Genomic DNA, 17,737 nt, shown 5'->3' with positions numbered 1-17,737 from the left:
GCCTGCTTGTCGCCTCGTGGATCAGTCGCGACGCGCGACCGTCATGCTGCGCAGCACGCCGTCACGCCGGATCAGGCCATGCATCAGCGCGGCACCCATGTGCGCCAGGAAGGTCAGGAAGAACAACCAGGCAAGATAGCGATGCGACTCGCGCAGCCAGGCGAACAACGCCGGATTCGCGGGCAGGATCGACGGCAGCTGGATGCCGCCACCGAGCGTCACCGGATAGCCGCCGGCCGAGAGCATCCCCCAGCCGATCAGCGGCATGGCGAGCATGAGCGCGTAGAGAAGCCAGTGCGACGCATGGGCGGCAAGCTTCTGCCACAACGGCAGGTCGGCCGGCAGCGGCGGCGCGGGATGCGTGAGGCGGAACCCGAGCCTGACCAGGGCCAGCACGAAGACGGCGGCGCCCAACGGCTTGTGGATGCCCACGAGCCACTGGTGCTTTTCCGACACCGTGCTGACCATCCCGGCTCCGATGAAGAGCATGGCCAGGATCATGGTGGCCATCAGCCAATGCATCACTCGGGCGAACGGGTGGAACATCGGCTGGCCGTTCATCGTGCGGCCTCCTTCGGGGATTCCGTGCCCGGCAGGTGGCCCTCCTCCGACGTTCGTCGCAGATAGGACTCCGCGTAAGCCGCGGATCTCGCCGCGAGCAACGGATCGCCCGATACCTCGATGCCCCGCGGAAGCACAGTCGGATCGTAGTTGACGTCACGGCACGGGCCGCTGTCCTGTGCCTGCTCGCCGTCGATTACCACGGTACCGGCGACCACTTCCTGGCGACCGTCCGGCCAGACGCTGGCGGCGTCGTCCACCGGATCGCCGGGGCCCGCGAGGGTCATCACCAGTTTCCAGCGCAGCGGGCCGGCGCCGAGGCGCTGGCGAAGGTCCGCGGCCAGGTAGTCGGTGTCGCCTGCCGCCGGGCCACTGGCGGCGGGAATCGCACCCTCCGGCTCCACGCGCCAGCGCACGGCATGGCGCTGGCCGCCGGCATCGCGCAGGTAGAAGGCGTTGAGGCTGTTGTAGGTTTCGGTGGCGTAACTCGCCGAGGGATGGGCGGTCTTCACCCAGGCCAGGAAGGCCGTGGTCTCCGGATGCGTGGTGAAGAACGCCTTCATGCGCTCGGGATCGGGCTTGCCCGTATCCGGCAGCGGATGGCTGGCGAGCTGCAGCTCGTAGAACGCTTCCGGCGTCGATACCGGGAACACCGGCATCGCGTTCATGCCCGTGCGCCACTGCTCGCCATCGGGCAGGTCGAAGCGCAGCGCGAAGCTGCGGATGGGCGCGGAGCTGTCGGGAGCATAGGGATTGCCGCCCGGAATCGCGAGGCGCCCGACCAGCGGCGTATTGCCTGGCTGGAACAGCGGCGACGAGGAATACGGCGCCAGCAGGCCGCTGGACTCGAAGTGACCGGCCACGCAGATGCCCTTGGCATGGTTGCGACGGTACCCCGGATGATCGCCACCGTTGGCCTGAAGGGCGTCGACGAGGCTGTTCGGCGTGAGGCGTCCGGGCGCAAGCCAGCCGCCCACATAGCCGAAGGCGGCGGCCGATCCGGCCATGGCGACGCCGATCAGCGCCCAGCGCCAGAGGGCGTGGGGAGGACGACGTTTCGATGATGGGTCATGCATGGTCTTTCTCCGTCCTCACAGCGAGGTGTCCAGGGTGGGACGCACGTCCGCGACATTTATTCCCTCGACGGGGAATAATTCGTCGCGGTAGCCGTCATACGTCCATGTACCGCCCCCGGCCGAGGCCCCGGCATGACCGATCCGACCATCGACGAAGCACTGCGTGCCCTGCTGCCGCGACTGCGGCGCTTCGCCCTATGGCTTGCCCGCGACCCGAACGCCGCGGACGATCTCGTCCAGTCCACCTTGGAACGTGCCCTCTCGCGCTGGTCCAGCCGACGCGAGGCACAGAGTCTGCGCGCCTGGCTTTTCGCGATCTTGTACCGGATTTACCTCGATTCAAAACGACGCGCCAGCCTTCATGCCCGGTTCCTGGGCTCGCTTGCCGAAGATGAGCCTACCTGGCCGTCCGCCGAGCGCGTGGCCGTGGCCCATTCGACCCTGGCCGCCTTCGCCTCCCTGCCCGTCGAGCAGCGCAGCCTGCTGCTCTGGGTGACCGTGGAAGGCATGAGCTACCAGGAGGTCGCCGACATCCTCCAGGTGCCGATCGGCACCGTCATGTCGCGGCTGTCCCGTGCCCGCCAGGCCTTGCACCGGCTAGGCGAGGGCGTCATCCCCGAATCCCCTTCCCTGCGACTGCTGAAATGACCCAGACCCCTCCGAGCGAACACGACATCCATGCCTACGTGGACGGTCATCTCGACGGCCCGGACCGGGCCGAGGTCGAGCGCTACCTCGACCGCCATCCCGAGCGCGCCCTCGAGGTCCAGGGCTGGCGCCAGGACGCCCAGCAACTGCGCGCCCTGCTGGCCGGCGACCTGGTGTCGTCGCCGGGCCTCGATCCGGTGCTGGTCCGTGCGCGTCGCCGGCAGCGACGGCTGTCACGCCTGGCGATCGCCGCCGGCCTGATGTTCTGCCTCGCCGCCGGCGGCATCGGCGGCTGGTCGGCGCGCGGCATGGGTCGCGGGGCGGTCGCTCCCATGGCCGACGCCATGCAGGCCTACCGCCTGCTGGCGGTGGAGCACGGACTGGGCATGGACATCACGACGGGCAACGAGAACGACCTGCGCGCGTGGCTGGCCGGACGCGTCGGGCCGACCGCGCAGTTACCGGACCTCGCGGACGCCGGCTTCCGGCCGATGGGCGGCCGGCTGTTCGCCACCGACCAGGGGGCGGCCGCCATGATCCTGTACGACGACGGCGCCGGGCATACGGTGAGTTTCTACGTGCGGCCGCCGGGTGCGGCACGCCACCTGCTCCAGCGCGGCGAGCGCGAACAGGACGGCCTGCTGGCCGATTACTGGTCGCGCGACGGGCACAATTACGCGGTGGTGGGCCTGGCTGACGCCGCCGGCCGTGCTGCGGTCCAGCGGGTGACCGGCCGCTCCATCTGACACGGCTTCTGTAGGAGCGCGCTTGCGCGCGATCGCGCGCAAGCGCGCTCCTACCATCAGCGCGGGTGAAGTTCGCCGCCCTTCAATTCCAGCGTGCGGTCCATCTTGCCCGCCAGGCGGGAATCGTGAGTGACCAGGACGAAGCTGGTGCCGATCTCGCGATTGAGTTCGAGCATCAGTTCGTAGACGTGAGCCGCGTTGGCCTCGTCGAGGTTGCCGGTAGGCTCGTCGCCGAGCACGCAGGCCGGGCGCGTCACCAGGGCACGTGCCACCGCGCAACGCTGGCGCTCGCCACCGGACATCTCCGCCGGGCGATGACGCAGGCGATCGCCCAGCCCCACTCGTGCAAGCAGCGCCGCGGCCTCCTTCTGCGCCTGTGAAATCGCCACGCCGCGGATCAGCAGCGGCATGCAGACGTTTTCCAGTGCCGTGAATTCGGGCAACAGGTGATGGAACTGGTAGATGAAGCCGAGCGAGCGATTGCGCTCACGACCGCGCTCCGCATCGGACAGCTCCGAAAGCACGCGACCGTTGACCTCGACCGAGCCGGCGCTGAGCGTATCCAGGCCACCGATGATGTGAAGCAGCGTGGACTTGCCCGAGCCCGACGCGCCAACGATGGACAGCGTCTCGCCGCGGCGCAGGCTGAAGTTCACGTTCGACAGCACGCCAGTGCGCAGATCGCCCTCTTCGTAGACCTTCGCGACACCGGTGGCGCGCAGGACGATGTCGTTGGAGGAATCATTCATAGCGGAGCGCCTGGGCGGGCTGCGTGCGCGAAGCGCGCCACGCCGGGTAGAGGGTAGCCAGCAGCGAGAAGATGAAGGTGACCAGCACCACCCAGCCCACGTCGGACCAGAGCAGTTCGCTGGGCACTTCGCTGATGTAGTAGACGTCAGGCGAGAGGAACTGGCGGCCGGTGAGGCCTTCGATCCATTTCACCAGCGCCGGCAGATTCGCCGACAGCAGGCAGCCCAGGCCCACGCCGAAGGCGATGCCGACGACGCCCACGAGCACGCCTTGCACCATGAACATGCCCATGATGCTGCGCGGCGTGGAACCCAGCGTGCGCAAAATGGCGATGTCGGCCTGCTTGTCGGTGACCAGCATCATCAGCATGGAGATGAGGTTGATGACGGCGACCAGGACGATGAGCGAGAGGATGATGAACATCACCTTCTTCTCCATCTCGGTCGCCCGGAAGAAGTTGGCGTGCGTGTCCATCCAGGTTTCCACGCGATAGGACTGGCCCAGCTTGTTGACCAGCTCCTGCGCCACCGGGAAGGCCTCGCTGAGGTCGTCCAGCTTCAGGCGGATGCCGGTGGGCCCATCGAAGCCGTTCAGGCGCTCCGCGTCCTGCATGGAGATCAGCGCGAGGTTCGCGTCGTACTCCTGGATGCCCAGCTCGAAGATGCCGCTCACCGTGAAGCTGCGCAGCTTGGGCATCGCGCCGATCGGCGTGGCCGTGAACTGCGGGACCACCACGGTGACCTTGTCGCCCTTGTTGACGCCCAGCGACAACGCCAGCTCGCGACCCAGCACGATGTTCCAGCTGTGATCGGTGAGGTCGGTCATCTTGCCCTCGACCATGTGCTGATCGATGTCGGAGACGTTCGGCTCCATCGACGGCACCACGCCGCGGATGAGCGCGCCACCCGAGCGACGGGCCTGCAGGAAGGCCTGGATCTCGACATAGGGCGCGGCGCCACGCACGTGGCCGATGCTGCGGGCCGTGTCCACGGTCTTCTGCCAGTTCTGCACCGTCTCGTCGATGCCCGACACCGTGACGTGCGAGACAGCGCCGAGGATGCGGGTGCGCAACTCGTGCTGGAAGCCGTTCATTACCGACATGACCGTGATCAGCGCCGTGACGCTGATGGCGATGCAGATGATCGACACGGTGGAAATGAAGGAAATGAACTGGTTGCGTCGCTTGGCCCGCGTGTAACGCAGGCCGACGAAGAGTTCGAGGGGTCTGAACATACCTGTCGTAAAGCACCTTGTAGGGAGAGGGCCGCCACGAAAGGCACGTACCGCGCGGCAGATTGCCCGATGCGGCCGCTTCCGGCAAGGTCGCCCCGCCCTGCCCGTTCAAGCCCTGGCAGGGCTGGACTACCGTCCGAGCCGCACGCGCAGCCGGCGCCGGTCGTCAGCGGCGACGTTGTCGTCCATGAGCAAAAGCGTAGTGGTTCGGTCCTGCCAGCGCAGGCGCAGCGATACCCAGGTTCCGACCACGCGCGAGCCGCACAGTTCGGCCGGAAAGGCCTCCCCGTGGCGATCGACCACAGTCCAGACGCCGTCCGAGGCCCAGCCCACCCATGCGAGCGGAGACGTCAGGCAGGCGCGGACACGCCATTCGCCGTGGCATAGAACGGCCGCGCAAAGGGCCACGCGAGCCGCCAGGGGCAGGCCGCAGAGCAGCATGGCAATGGACGTGGCGACAACGAGCACCCGCAGGCTCAGCGCGAGCCCGGGCGAAGGCCTGACATCAAAGGTTATGCCGCGATCGGATCTCATCGATGATGGCCTGCCAGTCCTCGCGAGAGGCGCGGGCATGGCCCATCACCCAATCCCAGAGATCGGGATCCTGGACGTCGAGCAGTTCATCGAATGCCATCCGCGCCGGTTCGTCGGCGTCGGCGAAGCGCTCGTCGAGCCACCACCCGAACAGGCGATCGAGCTCGCGCGTACCGCGGCGGGTACGCCAGCGCAGGCGTTTGAGGCGGGCATCTTCCATCAGATGGCTGTAGGAGCGCGCTTGCGCGCGATGGGACCTCGCGGCAACCCCATCGCGCGCAAGCGCGCTCCTACATGTTCCTATCAGACGCCGCGGCGCTGGACGATCAGCTTCTTGATCTCCGCGATCGCCTTCGCCGGGTTCAGACCCTTCGGGCAGGTGCGCGCGCAGTTCATGATCGTGTGGCAGCGGTAGAGTTTGAACGGATCTTCGAGGTCTTCCAGGCGGTTGCCCGTATCCTCGTCGCGGCTGTCGACGATCCAGCGATAGGCCTGGAGCAGGATCGCGGGACCGAGGTAACGGTCGCCGTTCCACCAGTAGCTCGGGCACGACGTGGAGCAGCAGGCGCAGAGGATGCACTCGTAGAGACCGTCGAGCTTCTTGCGGTCTTCCGGCGACTGCAGGCGCTCCTTGTCGGCGGGCGCCGGGCTCTGCGTGCGGATCCACGGCTTGATCGACGCGAACTGCGCATAGAAATGCGTCAGGTCGGGCACGAGATCCTTCACCACCGGCATGTGCGGCAGCGGGTAGATGCTGATCGTGCCGCTGCCGCACTCCTCGATGGAGCGCGTGCAGGCCAGCGTGTTCGTGCCCTGGATGTTCATGGCGCAGGAACCGCAGATGCCTTCACGGCACGAACGGCGCAGCGACAGGGTCGAGTCGATTTCGTTCTTGATCTTCAGCAGGGCATCGAGAACCATCGGACCGCACGTGTCGAGGTCGACTTCGTACGTGTCGGTGCGCGGGTTCTTGCCGTCATCCGGCGTCCAGCGGTAGATCTTGAAGGTGCGCGTATTCTTCGCGCCCTTCGCCGGGAAATGCTTGCCGGCCGTAATTTTGGAATTCTTGGGTAGCGTGAACTCTGCCACGATTGCCTCTCCGGTCCGGTATCAGTAAACGCGCTTCTTGGGCGGCACGACTTCGACTTCGTCCGTCAGGGTGTACATGTGCACCGGACGGAAATCGAACGTCGAACGGCCTTCCTCGTCGATCCACACCAGCGTGTGCTTCTGCCAGTCGTGGTCGTCGCGGTCCGGGAAGTCTTCGCGGGCATGGGCGCCACGGCTCTCGGGACGTTGTTCGGCCGAGTGCATGGTGGCGACGGCCTGGGCCAGCAGATTCGACAGCTCCAGGGTCTCGATGAGGTCGGAGTTCCAGACCAGCGAACGGTCGGTGACCTTCACGTCCTTGAACTTCGAGAACACCTCGGAGATCTTGGTCGAGCCTTCCTTCAGCGTGTCGCCGGTGCGGAACACCGCAGCGTCGTTCTGCATGGTCTTCTGCATCTCGGCGCGAATCTGCGAGGTCGGCGTATCGCCGTCCGCGTTGCGCAGCGCGTCGAAGCGACCCAGGGCCTGGTCCAGCGCGTTGGCCGGCAGGTCCGGGTGGGCCGTGCCCGGCTTGATGATCTCGGCGCAGCGGTTGGCCACCGAGCGGCCGAACACCACGAGGTCGAGCAGCGAGTTGGAGCCCAGACGGTTGGCGCCGTGCACCGACACGCAGGCCGCCTCGCCGATGGCGAACAGGCCCGACACCACGGAATCCGGGTTGTCGTCGCGCTTGGTGACGACTTCGCCGTGATAGTTGGTGGGGATGCCGCCCATGTTGTAGTGGACGGTCGGCAGCACCGGGATCGGCTCCTTGGTGACGTCGACGCCCGCAAAGATGCGCGCGGACTCGGCGATGCCCGGGAGACGCTCACCGATGACCTCGGGACCCAAGTGCATCAGGTTGAGGTGGATGTGGTCCTTGTTCGGGCCCACGCCACGGCCTTCGCGGATCTCGATGGTCATCGCGCGGCTGACGACGTCGCGCGAGGCGAGGTCCTTGGCGTTCGGCGCGTAGCGCTCCATGAAGCGCTCACCCTCGGAGTTGGTGAGGTAACCGCCCTCGCCACGCACGCCTTCGGTGATGAGGCAGCCGGCGCCGTAGATGCCGGTCGGGTGGAACTGCACGAACTCCATGTCCTGGAGCGGCAGGCCCGCGCGCAGCACCATGCCGCCGCCGTCACCCGTGCAGGTGTGGGCCGAGGTGGCGCTGAAGTACGCACGGCCGTAGCCGCCGGTGGCCATGACCACGGCATGGCCGCGGAACAGGTGCAGCGTGCCTTCGTTCATGTCGAGCGCGAGGACGCCACGGCAGACGCCATCCTTGTCGAAGATGAGGTCGATGGCGAAGTATTCGATGAAGAACGTGGCGTCGTGCGCCAGCGCCTGCTGGTACAGCGTGTGCAGGATGGCGTGGCCCGTACGGTCGGCCGCGGCGCAGGTGCGCTGCGCGGTGCCCTTGCCGTAGTGGGTGGTCATGCCGCCGAACGGACGCTGGTAGATCTTGCCTTCCTCGGTACGCGAGAACGGCACGCCATAGTGTTCGAGCTCGATGATGGCCGGGATGGCCTCACGGCACATGTACTCGATGGCGTCCTGGTCGCCGAGCCAGTCGGAACCCTTGATCGTGTCGTAGAAGTGGAAGCGCCAGTCGTCTTCGCCCATGTTGCCGAGCGCGGCCGAGATGCCGCCCTGTGCCGCCACGGTGTGCGAGCGGGTCGGGAACACCTTGGTGATGCACGCGGCCTTGAGGCCCTTCTCGGCCAGGCCGAAGGTGGCGCGCAGGCCTGCGCCACCGGCGCCGACCACGATCACGTCGTACTTATGTTGTTGGACCTTGTAGGCTTCCATTGATCAGCTTCCGAGCGCGATGCGCAGCACGGCCAGCACGCCCATGAGCGCGGCGAGTACGGCGATGAACTTGATGACGATGAGCGAGCCCACTTCGAGCCAGCGCGTGTGGACGTAGTCCTCGATGACGACCTGCAGGCCGAGCACCGCGTGGCGGAAGGCCGTCACGACGAAGGCGATCAGCAGCACGGCGTTCCAGGGTTTGGCGACCGTGGCGCGGGCGGTGGCGTAGTCGGCGTGCAGCAGGCCCAGCACCATGACGAGGAACCACACGGTCAGGAAGACCAGGGCGATCGCGGTGACGCGCTGGAGCATCCAGTGATGGACGCCGTCCTTTGCCGAACCGAGGCCGCGGGCGCGAGCGAGCGGGTTGCGAAGATCCTTGCTCATGCGTGGCCTCCGGTGAGCACGAAGGCCCAGACGATGACGGTGAGCACGATGGCGGCGATGACCGAGAGCCAGCTCGAGCGGACGAAGCTGGGGATGGCGTAACCCTTGCCCGTGTCCTGGACCAGGTGACGGATGCCGTTGGACAGGTGGTAGAAGAACGCCAGGGTCCAGCCGACCAGGACGATCATACCCAGGGGGTGGGAAGCGCAGGCCGTGAAGCAGGCGTAGGCCTCTTCACCGGCGGCGAGGGCGGCGAGGCCCCAGACGATGAGCAGGCTACCGACGGCAAGGATGATGCCGGTGGCGCGGTGCAGGATGGAGGTGGCCATCTGCACTTGCCATTTGTAGACCTGCAGGTGGGGTGAGAGCGGTCGTCCCGTTTGTGCCATGGCGGCTATCCTGGATTGGAATCGCTGATGCCCAACCGTCCCATCCTCGCCTTCAGATCAGAAGTCGATGCAACGTCCGTTCTTTTCCCAATCGCCGTAACGCGTGGGGTCCAAGGGCGCTTTCTCCTTCCCTGCCTCGCCGTTCGTGGGGACGATCGGCGCGATGGGTGGCTTCGCCGGAGAAGAATCGTTCGCGTCTTTGGGCTCGGAGGAATGGTCGGACATGGTTATAAAGCCCTAAAAGCGTAATACCTGTGCCATCGCAGCACAACCTTCAGGTTCCTGAAGAGGGTTGGCTTGGCCTTGGTGCGACCGTATATCTTACTCCCCTCCCCGCCATTGCGCCCGCCCATGTCCAGCCGTACCACTTGCGCCATCGCCCTCGCCGGACCGGATGCCCTGGGTTTCGCCAACGCCCAGTTCAGCAGCGACCTACCGTCCCTCGGCGTCGGCCGCTGGCAATGGAGCGCCTGGCTCGATCCCAAGGGCCGCGTACGTACCCTGCTCCAGATCGCCCGCCTCGCCGACGATCGCCTGGTCGCGATTCCGCGAGGCGGTAACGGCGAGGCGCTCGCCGCCGACCTCCGACGATTCGTCTTTCGCTCGAAGGTAAAGATCGACGTCTCCGCACCCATGCATGTCACCAACGGCGACGCTTTCGAAACCATGCACGCGCAGGAACGCGACGACGGCACGCTCGTGCTCGGCGAAGGCGATGCGTCGCTACACATCGGAATACGAGACGACGGCGACGCATGGATCGCGCGACACATCGACAACGGTTATGCGTGGCTACCTGACGATGCGTTGAACGCATTGCTTCCGCCCGCGCTTTCGATGGAACGATTGAACGCCGTCGCGTTCAACAAGGGATGCTTCCCTGGACAGGAGATCGCGGCGCGACTGCATTATCTCGGCGGACACAAACGCCATCTGCGAATCGTCGAAAGCGATACACCCATTCAGGAAGGGCAATCGCTACGCATAGACGGACGCGATGCGGGCATCGTGCTGATGTGCAATGGTTTCGCGTCGAAACATAGGTCATTGGTAGTACTCGACGACACATTGTCGCAGGCGGACACTATTGAAAAGCACGAGCCGCGACTTCACCTCATATCGACGTTTGGCGCGTGATATCGCGGCATTCGTCGCAAAATCTCATTCCAGAATGCATGTGAGCCCTAGCTGAACCGTGCCGGTTACGCACTTGCGTAAAACGTGACACGCCACTAGGCTCGGCTGATCCACATTCGTGGCCATGGTGTGTCGCCATGGTTATACCCGCGACGATCCGTCGACGATGACGGTTCTGGCGCGACCCGGCGAACGCCGGAGAAACAAGCTACGCATGGCCCCATGCCATCGCGTTGTAAGCCGTCGGAGCCGCCGCTCATGCGAAGCCGCTCCTCTTCGGCGAACCCATACCAGGCGTCTCCGGACAGTCGCCCAGTACAGTCACAGTGTGTGACGCCCGATCCCATCCGCTTAACCCTATGCGTGCGGATGCCTTTCGGTTGGTCCAGGTAGTAACGGCCTGCCCGCCCGTCTACCGCTCATACGTCCCCCATGGCTCTTCCAAGGCCGCAAGTGACGGAAAAGCTCGTTGGAGGCAGATACACATGAAACTTTCCGCTTTGCTCTGGATGGCGTCCGTCCTCCCGAGCCACCTCGCCGACCAGACGTGCCTGGCGACGACGGTGTATCTCGAAGCACGTAGCGAACCCACCATCGGCCAGTACGCCGTGGCGGAAGTCGCCCTTCGCCGCCGTGATCGCGGCATGGGTGGCAGCAATGTCTGCGAGGTCGTTTCGGCGCCGCGGCAATTCGCTATCACCACCACCCCGAAGGATTTTGAGGTCACCGACCTCGTCGCATGGACCAAGGCCTGGAAGATCGCCGGCGACTCCATCAACAACTGGAGCCTGCCCAAGGGCGAGCGACTGGTGTACGTGCCGCAGGCGGATCATTTCGCCACGGTCGCGGTGGCACCGGCATGGTCGAGCAAGCGTGTCGTTCGCAAGATCGGTGACCACGCGTTCTACGCCGTGAACTGACGGTCGACACAATGCGCGGGGAAAAGGAATCGAGGCGGGCAGCTTGCGATTCCCGGGAAAAAGGGGCCCTCGGACGAGGGTCTTTTTTTGTCCAAAATTTTTGCGTTAGCCATATTCAGGCAAAAAAGAAGCCCGCTTTCGCGGGCTTCTTTTTTAGACGTTTATACGTCCATACGATCAGCGCCTGAATACCCGATCACCGCGTATTTCGACGTAATCACCTTGACGCAACTGCGGATCGTCCTGTTGCGTGACCGTGGCCCAGCGCCCATCGTCCAGGCGAACACGGACACGGAACGCCACGTCCTCGCCATTGCGCTTGCCGACCTGGTTACCGACCAGGCCACCCACGACGGCACCGCCGACGGTCGCGGCCTTGCGACCGTCACCCTTGCCTATCGTGCTACCGAGCACGCCACCGGCAACCGCGCCGATCACGGCGCCCAGCGGCGACGACTGGCGATCCGTGTAGATCTGCTCGATGTCCTGCACCACGCCGCACTGCTGGCAACCACGCGGCGGACCGGAATAGACGACGCGTTCCTCGCGATAGACCCTGCGCGGCTGGTCATAGCAAGCCGTCAGGGACAACGTGGCGAGCGCGGCCGCCACGATGCCGATTTTCTGGACGATGTTGTGCATGGGAATGCGTCCTGGAGGAGAGTTGCGATCGATCAACGGGCGTCGGAAATCACCGAGACGCCTTCCTGCACTTCAACGCGATCGCCCGGGTCATGGTCCATGCGTACCGAGCGGGTCACGCCGTTGTATTCATAGCGGACGTCATAAGCGACGATCTTGTCGCCACTGCTGCCCTGCACGGTGTTGCACTTGCGCACGGTGCTGGTGACGGTATTCGTCTCCTGGCGACGCTCCTGAATCTCGTGGCCCGCGTAACCGCCGCCGATGGCACCGGCAACCGTCGCCAGCGTGCGGCCCTTGCCGCCACCGACCTGGTTACCCAGCAAGCCACCCGCCACCGCGCCGATGGCGGTACCCGCGATCTGATGCTGATCCTTCACCGGTGCGCGACGGGTCACCACCTCGTCGTGGCATTCGCGCTGCGGCGAGGAAGCGGCCTCGCGAACCGGGTCGACACTGACGACGCGTGCGTACTTCGGACCCGGCGGGGGCGGAGGCGGCGCGATCGGTGCCGGCGCGGGAGCCGCAGCCGGGGCGGGAGCGTTCGCCACGTCGGCGTTCGCATCGCGGTTACAGGCGGAAAGACCCAAAGCCAGCGCCGCACCCAAACCGATGTTCAGGACGGAAATCTTCAACCTGCTCATACCCTACTCTCCGATAAAAGGTCTACGACCCGATGGCGCTCGAGCCCCATCACCCGGTGGTCGCCTCGGATCACATTTGACAGTCGTTAAACTGAACGAAGCCTTAGACTCCACGCTCACGATTCAGCTACCCGCCAACCCGCATGCCCGACCTGATCGACACCCACGCCCACCTGGACGACGCCTCGTTCGACGTCGACGGTGATGCCATGTTCCAGCGAGCCCGGGATGCCGGGGTGCAGCGATGGATCGTACCGGCGATCGATCGCGGGAACTGGGAAGTCATCGAGGCTTTGTGCAAGGCTCGTGAAGGCGTCCATCCGGCGTATGGATTGCATCCGTTGATGACGGCGGCACATCGCGACGAACACCTCGACGAACTGCCCGCCTGGCTGGATCGCCCGGGCACGGTGGCGGTTGGAGAGATCGGGCTCGATTTCTACGTAGAAGGGCTCGATCCGGATCGCCAGCGCGAGGTTTTCGTGCGCCAGTTGCATATCGCGAAGGAGCACGATCTACCGGTCATCGTGCATGCGCGGCGGGCTTTCGAGGAAACGATCCACACGATGCGTCGCGTGGGTGGACTGCGCGGCGTCGTTCACAGCTTCTCCGGTAGCGAAGAACAGGCACGGCAGTTGTTCGACATGGGCTTCCATATCGGCATCGGCGGCCCGGTGACCTACGAGCGCGCGAATCGCATCCGCCGCGTCGTGGCCGCGATGCCACTGGAGTGGCTATTGCTGGAAACCGATGCCCCTGACCAGCCCTGTGCCCATCGACGCGGGCAGCGGAACGAACCGGCATTCATGGTCGACGTGCTGGAGACGGTGGCGTCGCTGCGCGAGATGTCCACCGACGCCATCGCCGAGGCGACCACGCGCAACGCCGAGAGGCTGTTCGGCCTGCCGGGGCTTCCCGGCTAACGACCACCCAACCACTGTAGGAGCGCGCTTGCGCGCGATGTGGGGTTGCCGCGCCCCCCATCGCGCGCAAGCGCGCTCCTACAAAAAGCAGGGTCGCATCGGGCCGCCCAAGCCGCGTCCACCCACCCAGGCACTTGCCTGGCGCCCACAGCCCTTGCTAGCCTAATACTTCACCAGTGAATTATTAGCCAGCGTAATGTCCAGCCTGAAACCCTGCGTCGACGCCCTCTATGAGGGGGTCGACCGTGTCGCCGGGAACATCCCAGGCGTGCCCAAATGCGAGGTCCTGCTCATCCGCCTGCTCCTGCTCACGGCCGAGACCCTGCGCCGGGACTTCGAAGCGAAGCTCAAGCCTTTCGACATGAACGACAGCGATTTCCGCACGCTGATGATGCTGTACTCGTCCGCCGAGGGCAGTTCCACACCCAGCGAGCTGTGCGCGCTGGCGGAGCAGAAGCCCACCAACATGACGCGCATCACCAACCTGCTGGCCAAGCGCGGCTTCATTACGCGCACCCACGCCGTCCACGACAGGCGCCAGGTGGAACTGAAGATCACGGCAGAAGGAAGCCATTTCGTGCGCCAGTTGCTGCCGCCGATGTTCCCCGAGCTGATCGAGAAGTTCGCCTGCTTCTCCACCACCGAACGCAAAACCCTCGAGCGCCTGCTCAAGAAATTCGCCCTGCACCTCGACCCCGCGGAATCGCCATGATCCCCTCCCTCCTCCGCCCCACCCTGCTGGCGGGCGTCGTCGCGCTATCGCTCGCGGCCTGCCATGTGCCGGCGAAGATCGACCGCCCCGCGCTGCGCGCGGACGTGCCGCTCGCCGGTTTGAACACCGACAACCGCCCCGGCTGGCCGGCCGCCGAATGGTGGAAGGCCTATGACGACCCGCAGCTCGACACCCTGATCCAGCTCGCCCTTCGCGGCGCGCCGGACCTCGCCCAGGCGAAGACCCGCGTGGACAGCGCCCAGCAGAACATTCGGGTCGCCGCCGCGTAGGCTGGCCTGCGCGTCAACGGCAGCGCCCAGGTCGAACGCCAGCGCATGAGCGAACACGGGCTGATCCCGGCCAAGTTCCTGGGTTTCACCTGGTACAACCAGGCCGACCTCGGCGTGCAGGTGAGCTACGACTTCGACTGGTGGGGCAAGAAGCGCTTCGCCATCGAAAGCGCGATCGACAGCGCGCGCGCCGCCGAAGCGGAACGCTCGGCGTCGTCGCTGTCGATCCAGTCCGTGGTCGCCGACACCTATTTCGGCTGGCTCACCGACGAGGCTCGCGTGACGCTCGCCGATCGGCTCATCGCCGCCCGCGAACGTGCGCTGCGCATCGCCGAGTTGCGGGTGAAGCAAGGCGTCGACGTGCCCGACACCGCGTTGCAAGCGCGCGCCGAGCTCGCCGCCGCGCGTCAGCAGAAGGTCGCGCTGCAAGGCTCCGCCGATATCCGTCGCGCATCGCTGGCGACCCTCGTCGGCGTCTCTCCCGCCGACCTGCCCGCCCTGACGCCACGCCCGTTACCCGAGGTCGCGCCCGGCCTTCCGGGTGACGTCGGCAGCAACCTCATGGCCCGTCGTCCCGACATCGCGGCCAGCCGCTGGCAGGTGGAGGCCGCGCTGCGCAATACCGATGCCGCACGCGCTCAGTTCTTCCCCGACGTGAGCCTCAAGGCCATGGCAGGCCTGTCCAGCATCGACGTGGACAAGGTCTTTACCGGCAGCAGCCGGGTGTTCTCGCTCACGCCCGCCATCAACCTGCCGATCTTCGAAGGTGGCGCGCTCGAAGCGGCCCACGGCGTGAGCCGCGCGCAGCTCGACGCCGCCGTCGCGCAGTACAACGCCACCGTCGCGTCCGCCGCGCGCGATGTCGCCACGCAGGCGCTCGGCGCGCAGCAAGTCGCCGGGCGTCGCCAGCAACAGGCCGACACCGTCGACGCGACCGATCGCCTACTCGCCAGTGCGCAGGCCCGTGCGAAACGCGGCGTGCGCGACGACCGCGAATCCCTCGCGACCGAAGCCAGCGCGCTGCAGCAGCAGGACGCAGCGATCGACCTGCATGGCCAGGCGCTGTCCACCGACGTCGCCCTGATCAAGTCCCTCGGCGGCGGCTACTGCGCCGAGAACCCCGCATCCCCTTCCCCGACTTCCACGCATAGCACCGACGGAGCCCAGAGCCCATGAGCGCCACCCCGAACGATACGCCGCAAGCGTAGCAGGAAAGCGGCAACGCGCCGAAGGACAAGGGCAAGCGCAAGCGCGCGCTGATCATCGTCCTGCTCGTCTTCGTGCTGGCCGCGCTGATCTGGTTCCTCCTGTGGCTGTTTGTGTTCTCCACGCGCGAGACCACCGATGACGCCTATGTGGGCGGCAACCAGGTAGGCATCTCCGCCCAGGTTCCCGGCATCGTCACCGGCGTCTACGCCGACGACACGCAGTTGGTGAAGGCCGGCCAGGTGCTCGTGCGCCTCGACGCCACCGACGCCGACGTGAACCTGCGCAAGGCCAGCAGCGCCCTCGCCCAGGCCGTGCGCCAGGTGCGCCAGCAGACCCAGTCCGCCGCCAGCGCCGACGCCGGCCTCGCCGCACGTCGCCTCGACCTCAAGCGCGCGCAGGACGACCTCAAGCGCCGCCTGCCGCTGCTCGCCGAGAAGGCCGTCGCGCCGGAAGAAGTGCAGCACGCCCGCGACGCCGTGGACAGCGCCCAGTCCGCCCTGGAATCCGCCCAGCGCCAGGCCGACGCCTCGCGCGCGCTGATCGACGGCAGCGATGTCGAGAACAACCCCTCAGTGCTCCAGGCCCGCGCCAGCTTCCGCCAGGCCTGGATCGCCTCGCAGCGCAACGCCATCCTCGCGCCCATCGACGGCTTCGTCGCCCAGCGCGGCGTGCAGGTCGGCAACAGCGTGCAGCCGGGCCAGCAGCTCATGACCGTGGTGCCCCTGCACGACCTGTGGGTGGACGCCAACTTCAAGGAGAGCCAGCTGCGCCACGTACGTATCGGCCAGCCAGCGAAGATCGAGGCCGATATCTACGGTAGCGGCGTCGAATACCACGGCAAGGTGATCGGCCTCGGCGCCGGCACCGGCAGCGCGTTCTCTCTGCTGCCGGCGCAGAACGCCACGGGCAACTGGATCAAGGTGGTGCAGCGCGTACCGGTCCGCATCGCGCTGGACCCGAACGATCTCGACAAGCATCCGCTGCGCATCGGCCTCTCCACCGCGGTCACCGTCAACATCACCGACGACAAGGGCGACGTGCTGGCCAAGGCGCCGGTCGACAAGCCCGTAGCCCAGACCAGCGTCTATGACGACGTGGCCGCCAAGGCCGATGCCGCCGCCGACGATATCGTCCGCGCCAACCTCGGGACGGACGTGCCTTGAGCGACGCCGCCACCATGCCCGCACCGGCCGGGCCCAAGCCGCTCCAGGGCGGTGCGCTGGTCCTGCTGACGATCGCCGTCGCGTTCTCCACCTTCATGGAGATCCTCGACATGACGATCGTCAACGTCGCGGTCCCGCACATCGCGGGCAGCCTCGGCGTGAGCGCCAGCGAGGGCACGTGGGCGATCAGTTCCTATGCGCTGGCCAGCGCCATCATGCAGCCGCTCACCGGCTGGCTCGCCCGCCGCTTCGGCGAGGTGAAGACGTTCTGCTTCTCGGTGGGCTTGTTCGTGGTGTTCTCCATGCTCTGCGGCCTGGCCTCGAGCATGCCGATGCTGGTGATCTTCCGCCTGTTGCAGGGCGCGGGTTCGGGTCCGATGGTGGCGTTGTCGCTGTCGCTGCTGCTGTCCAGCTACCCGAAGACCAAGCAAGGCATCGCGCTGGCGATGTGGGCAATGACCGTGGTGGTGGCGCCGATCTTCGGCCCCATCCTCGGCGGCTACCTCACCGACAACTTCTCCTGGCCGTGGATCTTCTACATCAACGTGCCGGTGGGTGCGGCGGCGGGCTTCGTCACCTGTGATCTTGCCCCTGATTTACGGACACCTATCTAAGCGACATTGGCCAGCTCGTACTGCTCTGGGCTGAGGTAGCCCAGGGTCGAGTGCAGCCGGATCCGATTGTAGTCAACCTCAATGTAGTCAAACACATGAGCCTTGGCCTGCTCCCGTGTGGCGAGGTGTTCACCATGGATGGCCTCGACCTTCAGACTGTGGTTCCAACTCTCCATTGCTGCGTTGTCGTAGCAGTTGCCTCTGGCACTCATGCTGGCGATCAAAGCGTATTGCTCCAACAGGGCGCGGTGCTCGCGC

The 17,737-nt window shown here is 66.0% G+C and carries 23 protein-coding genes and 1 pseudogene; 10 read left to right on the top strand and 14 right to left on the bottom strand.

All coding sequences use genetic code 11. The features are described 5' to 3' along the window. Positions 1-21: 21 nt before the first annotated feature. Positions 22-561: a cytochrome b gene (locus GAK28_RS02375; protein WP_291774572.1), complete on the bottom strand. Its 540-nt coding sequence runs from the start codon at positions 559-561 to the stop codon at positions 22-24. Continuing rightward, entirely contained in the window at positions 558-1,637 is a 1,080-nt protein-coding gene (locus GAK28_RS02370) for a catalase family peroxidase (protein WP_291774569.1), read from the bottom strand. Before GAK28_RS02370 ends, GAK28_RS02375 begins: the two co-directional genes overlap by 4 nt. Before the next feature lie 132 nt (positions 1,638-1,769). Between GAK28_RS02370 and GAK28_RS02365 the strand changes: the two genes are divergently transcribed. Both GAK28_RS02365 and GAK28_RS02360 read left to right on the top strand, forming a co-directional pair. Continuing rightward, positions 1,770-2,285 (top strand): sigma-70 family RNA polymerase sigma factor, encoded by a 516-nt coding sequence (locus GAK28_RS02365; RefSeq protein WP_291774566.1) that lies wholly within the window; start codon positions 1,770-1,772, stop codon positions 2,283-2,285. Next, complete coding sequence (locus GAK28_RS02360) at positions 2,282-3,031, top strand: anti-sigma factor (RefSeq protein ID WP_291774563.1); 750 nt, start codon at positions 2,282-2,284, stop codon at positions 3,029-3,031. The genes GAK28_RS02365 and GAK28_RS02360 overlap by 4 nt, the downstream gene beginning before the upstream one ends. A gap of 56 nt (positions 3,032-3,087) precedes the next feature. On the opposite strand, the gene lolD is transcribed toward GAK28_RS02360, so the two are convergent. The 9 genes from lolD to GAK28_RS02315 form a co-directional block, all read right to left on the bottom strand. After that, positions 3,088-3,780, bottom strand: a complete 693-nt coding sequence (lolD, locus tag GAK28_RS02355) for a lipoprotein-releasing ABC transporter ATP-binding protein LolD (protein WP_291774560.1) — start codon at positions 3,778-3,780, stop codon at positions 3,088-3,090. Beyond that, positions 3,773-5,014 (bottom strand): lipoprotein-releasing ABC transporter permease subunit, encoded by a 1,242-nt coding sequence (locus tag GAK28_RS02350; RefSeq protein WP_291774556.1) that lies wholly within the window; start codon positions 5,012-5,014, stop codon positions 3,773-3,775. Before GAK28_RS02350 ends, lolD begins: the two co-directional genes overlap by 8 nt. A gap of 129 nt (positions 5,015-5,143) precedes the next feature. Then, complete coding sequence (locus GAK28_RS02345; protein WP_291774554.1) at positions 5,144-5,482, bottom strand: hypothetical protein; 339 nt, start codon at positions 5,480-5,482, stop codon at positions 5,144-5,146. A gap of 37 nt (positions 5,483-5,519) precedes the next feature. Continuing rightward, complete coding sequence (locus GAK28_RS02340; protein WP_291774551.1) at positions 5,520-5,768, bottom strand: succinate dehydrogenase assembly factor 2; 249 nt, start codon at positions 5,766-5,768, stop codon at positions 5,520-5,522. Positions 5,769-5,851: 83 nt separating this feature from the next. Beyond that, positions 5,852-6,637, bottom strand: a complete 786-nt coding sequence (locus tag GAK28_RS02335; RefSeq protein ID WP_291774548.1) for a succinate dehydrogenase iron-sulfur subunit — start codon at positions 6,635-6,637, stop codon at positions 5,852-5,854. A gap of 21 nt (positions 6,638-6,658) precedes the next feature. Then, positions 6,659-8,446 carry a succinate dehydrogenase flavoprotein subunit gene (sdhA, locus tag GAK28_RS02330; protein WP_291774544.1) on the bottom strand — a complete coding sequence of 596 codons (1,788 nt, stop codon included), beginning with the start codon at positions 8,444-8,446 and terminating at the stop codon, positions 6,659-6,661. 3 nt (positions 8,447-8,449) lie between these two features. After that, positions 8,450-8,836 carry a succinate dehydrogenase, hydrophobic membrane anchor protein gene (gene sdhD / locus GAK28_RS02325; RefSeq protein ID WP_291774541.1) on the bottom strand — a complete coding sequence of 129 codons (387 nt, stop codon included), beginning with the start codon at positions 8,834-8,836 and terminating at the stop codon, positions 8,450-8,452. Next, positions 8,833-9,225, bottom strand: a complete 393-nt coding sequence (gene sdhC, locus GAK28_RS02320) for a succinate dehydrogenase, cytochrome b556 subunit (RefSeq protein ID WP_291774539.1) — start codon at positions 9,223-9,225, stop codon at positions 8,833-8,835. The genes sdhD and sdhC overlap by 4 nt, the downstream gene beginning before the upstream one ends. Positions 9,226-9,282: 57 nt before the next feature. After that, positions 9,283-9,450, bottom strand: coding sequence for a DUF1674 domain-containing protein (locus GAK28_RS02315; protein WP_291774536.1), 168 nt, complete (start codon positions 9,448-9,450; stop codon positions 9,283-9,285). 126 nt (positions 9,451-9,576) lie between these two features. On the opposite strand from GAK28_RS02315, the gene GAK28_RS02310 reads away from it, so the two are divergent. Beyond that, a complete protein-coding gene (locus GAK28_RS02310; RefSeq protein ID WP_291774532.1) occupies positions 9,577-10,362 on the top strand; it encodes a folate-binding protein in 786 nt (261 codons plus the stop codon). 485 nt (positions 10,363-10,847) lie between these two features. After that, on the top strand, positions 10,848-11,282 hold the full coding sequence (locus GAK28_RS02305; protein WP_291774530.1) for a cell wall hydrolase: 435 nt from the start codon (positions 10,848-10,850) through the stop codon (positions 11,280-11,282). 177 nt (positions 11,283-11,459) lie between these two features. Here the strand turns inward: GAK28_RS02305 and GAK28_RS02300 are convergent, their stop codons facing one another. Together GAK28_RS02300 and GAK28_RS02295 are read right to left on the bottom strand one after the other, a co-directional pair. Beyond that, positions 11,460-11,924: a glycine zipper 2TM domain-containing protein gene (locus GAK28_RS02300; RefSeq protein WP_291774526.1), complete on the bottom strand. Its 465-nt coding sequence runs from the start codon at positions 11,922-11,924 to the stop codon at positions 11,460-11,462. Between the two features lie 32 nt (positions 11,925-11,956). After that, positions 11,957-12,568, bottom strand: a complete 612-nt coding sequence (locus GAK28_RS02295) for a glycine zipper 2TM domain-containing protein (protein ID WP_291774525.1) — start codon at positions 12,566-12,568, stop codon at positions 11,957-11,959. Positions 12,569-12,711: 143 nt separating this feature from the next. Here GAK28_RS02295 and GAK28_RS02290 point away from each other — a divergent pair, with 143 nt between their 5' ends. From GAK28_RS02290 to GAK28_RS02265, 6 genes and pseudogenes are all read left to right on the top strand, one after another. Beyond that, positions 12,712-13,491, top strand: a complete 780-nt coding sequence (locus tag GAK28_RS02290; protein WP_291774523.1) for a TatD family hydrolase — start codon at positions 12,712-12,714, stop codon at positions 13,489-13,491. A gap of 268 nt (positions 13,492-13,759) precedes the next feature. Continuing rightward, complete coding sequence (locus tag GAK28_RS02285; RefSeq protein ID WP_291774521.1) at positions 13,760-14,203, top strand: MarR family transcriptional regulator; 444 nt, start codon at positions 13,760-13,762, stop codon at positions 14,201-14,203. After that, complete coding sequence (locus GAK28_RS02280; protein WP_291774519.1) at positions 14,200-14,493, top strand: hypothetical protein; 294 nt, start codon at positions 14,200-14,202, stop codon at positions 14,491-14,493. Before GAK28_RS02285 ends, GAK28_RS02280 begins: the two co-directional genes overlap by 4 nt. A 45-nt stretch (positions 14,494-14,538) precedes the next feature. Further along, positions 14,539-15,669 carry an efflux transporter outer membrane subunit gene (locus GAK28_RS02275; protein ID WP_291774516.1) on the top strand — a complete coding sequence of 377 codons (1,131 nt, stop codon included), beginning with the start codon at positions 14,539-14,541 and terminating at the stop codon, positions 15,667-15,669. A gap of 104 nt (positions 15,670-15,773) precedes the next feature. Continuing rightward, positions 15,774-16,865, top strand: a complete 1,092-nt coding sequence (locus tag GAK28_RS02270) for an efflux RND transporter periplasmic adaptor subunit (protein WP_291774513.1) — start codon at positions 15,774-15,776, stop codon at positions 16,863-16,865. A 14-nt stretch (positions 16,866-16,879) separates the two neighbouring features. After that, positions 16,880-17,431 (top strand): annotated as a pseudogene (locus tag GAK28_RS02265) (MFS transporter); the annotation flags it as partial. Positions 17,432-17,475: 44 nt separating this feature from the next. Here the strand turns inward: GAK28_RS02265 and GAK28_RS02260 are convergent. Further along, positions 17,476-17,737, bottom strand: a 262-nt coding sequence (locus GAK28_RS02260; RefSeq protein ID WP_291774508.1) for an IS3 family transposase, incomplete at its 5' end; no start/stop codon positions are given.

The organism is Luteibacter sp. (assembly GCF_009912395.1).
Classification (GTDB): domain Bacteria; phylum Pseudomonadota; class Gammaproteobacteria; order Xanthomonadales; family Rhodanobacteraceae; genus Luteibacter.
This window is presented reverse-complemented; position numbering and strand designations above follow the sequence as displayed.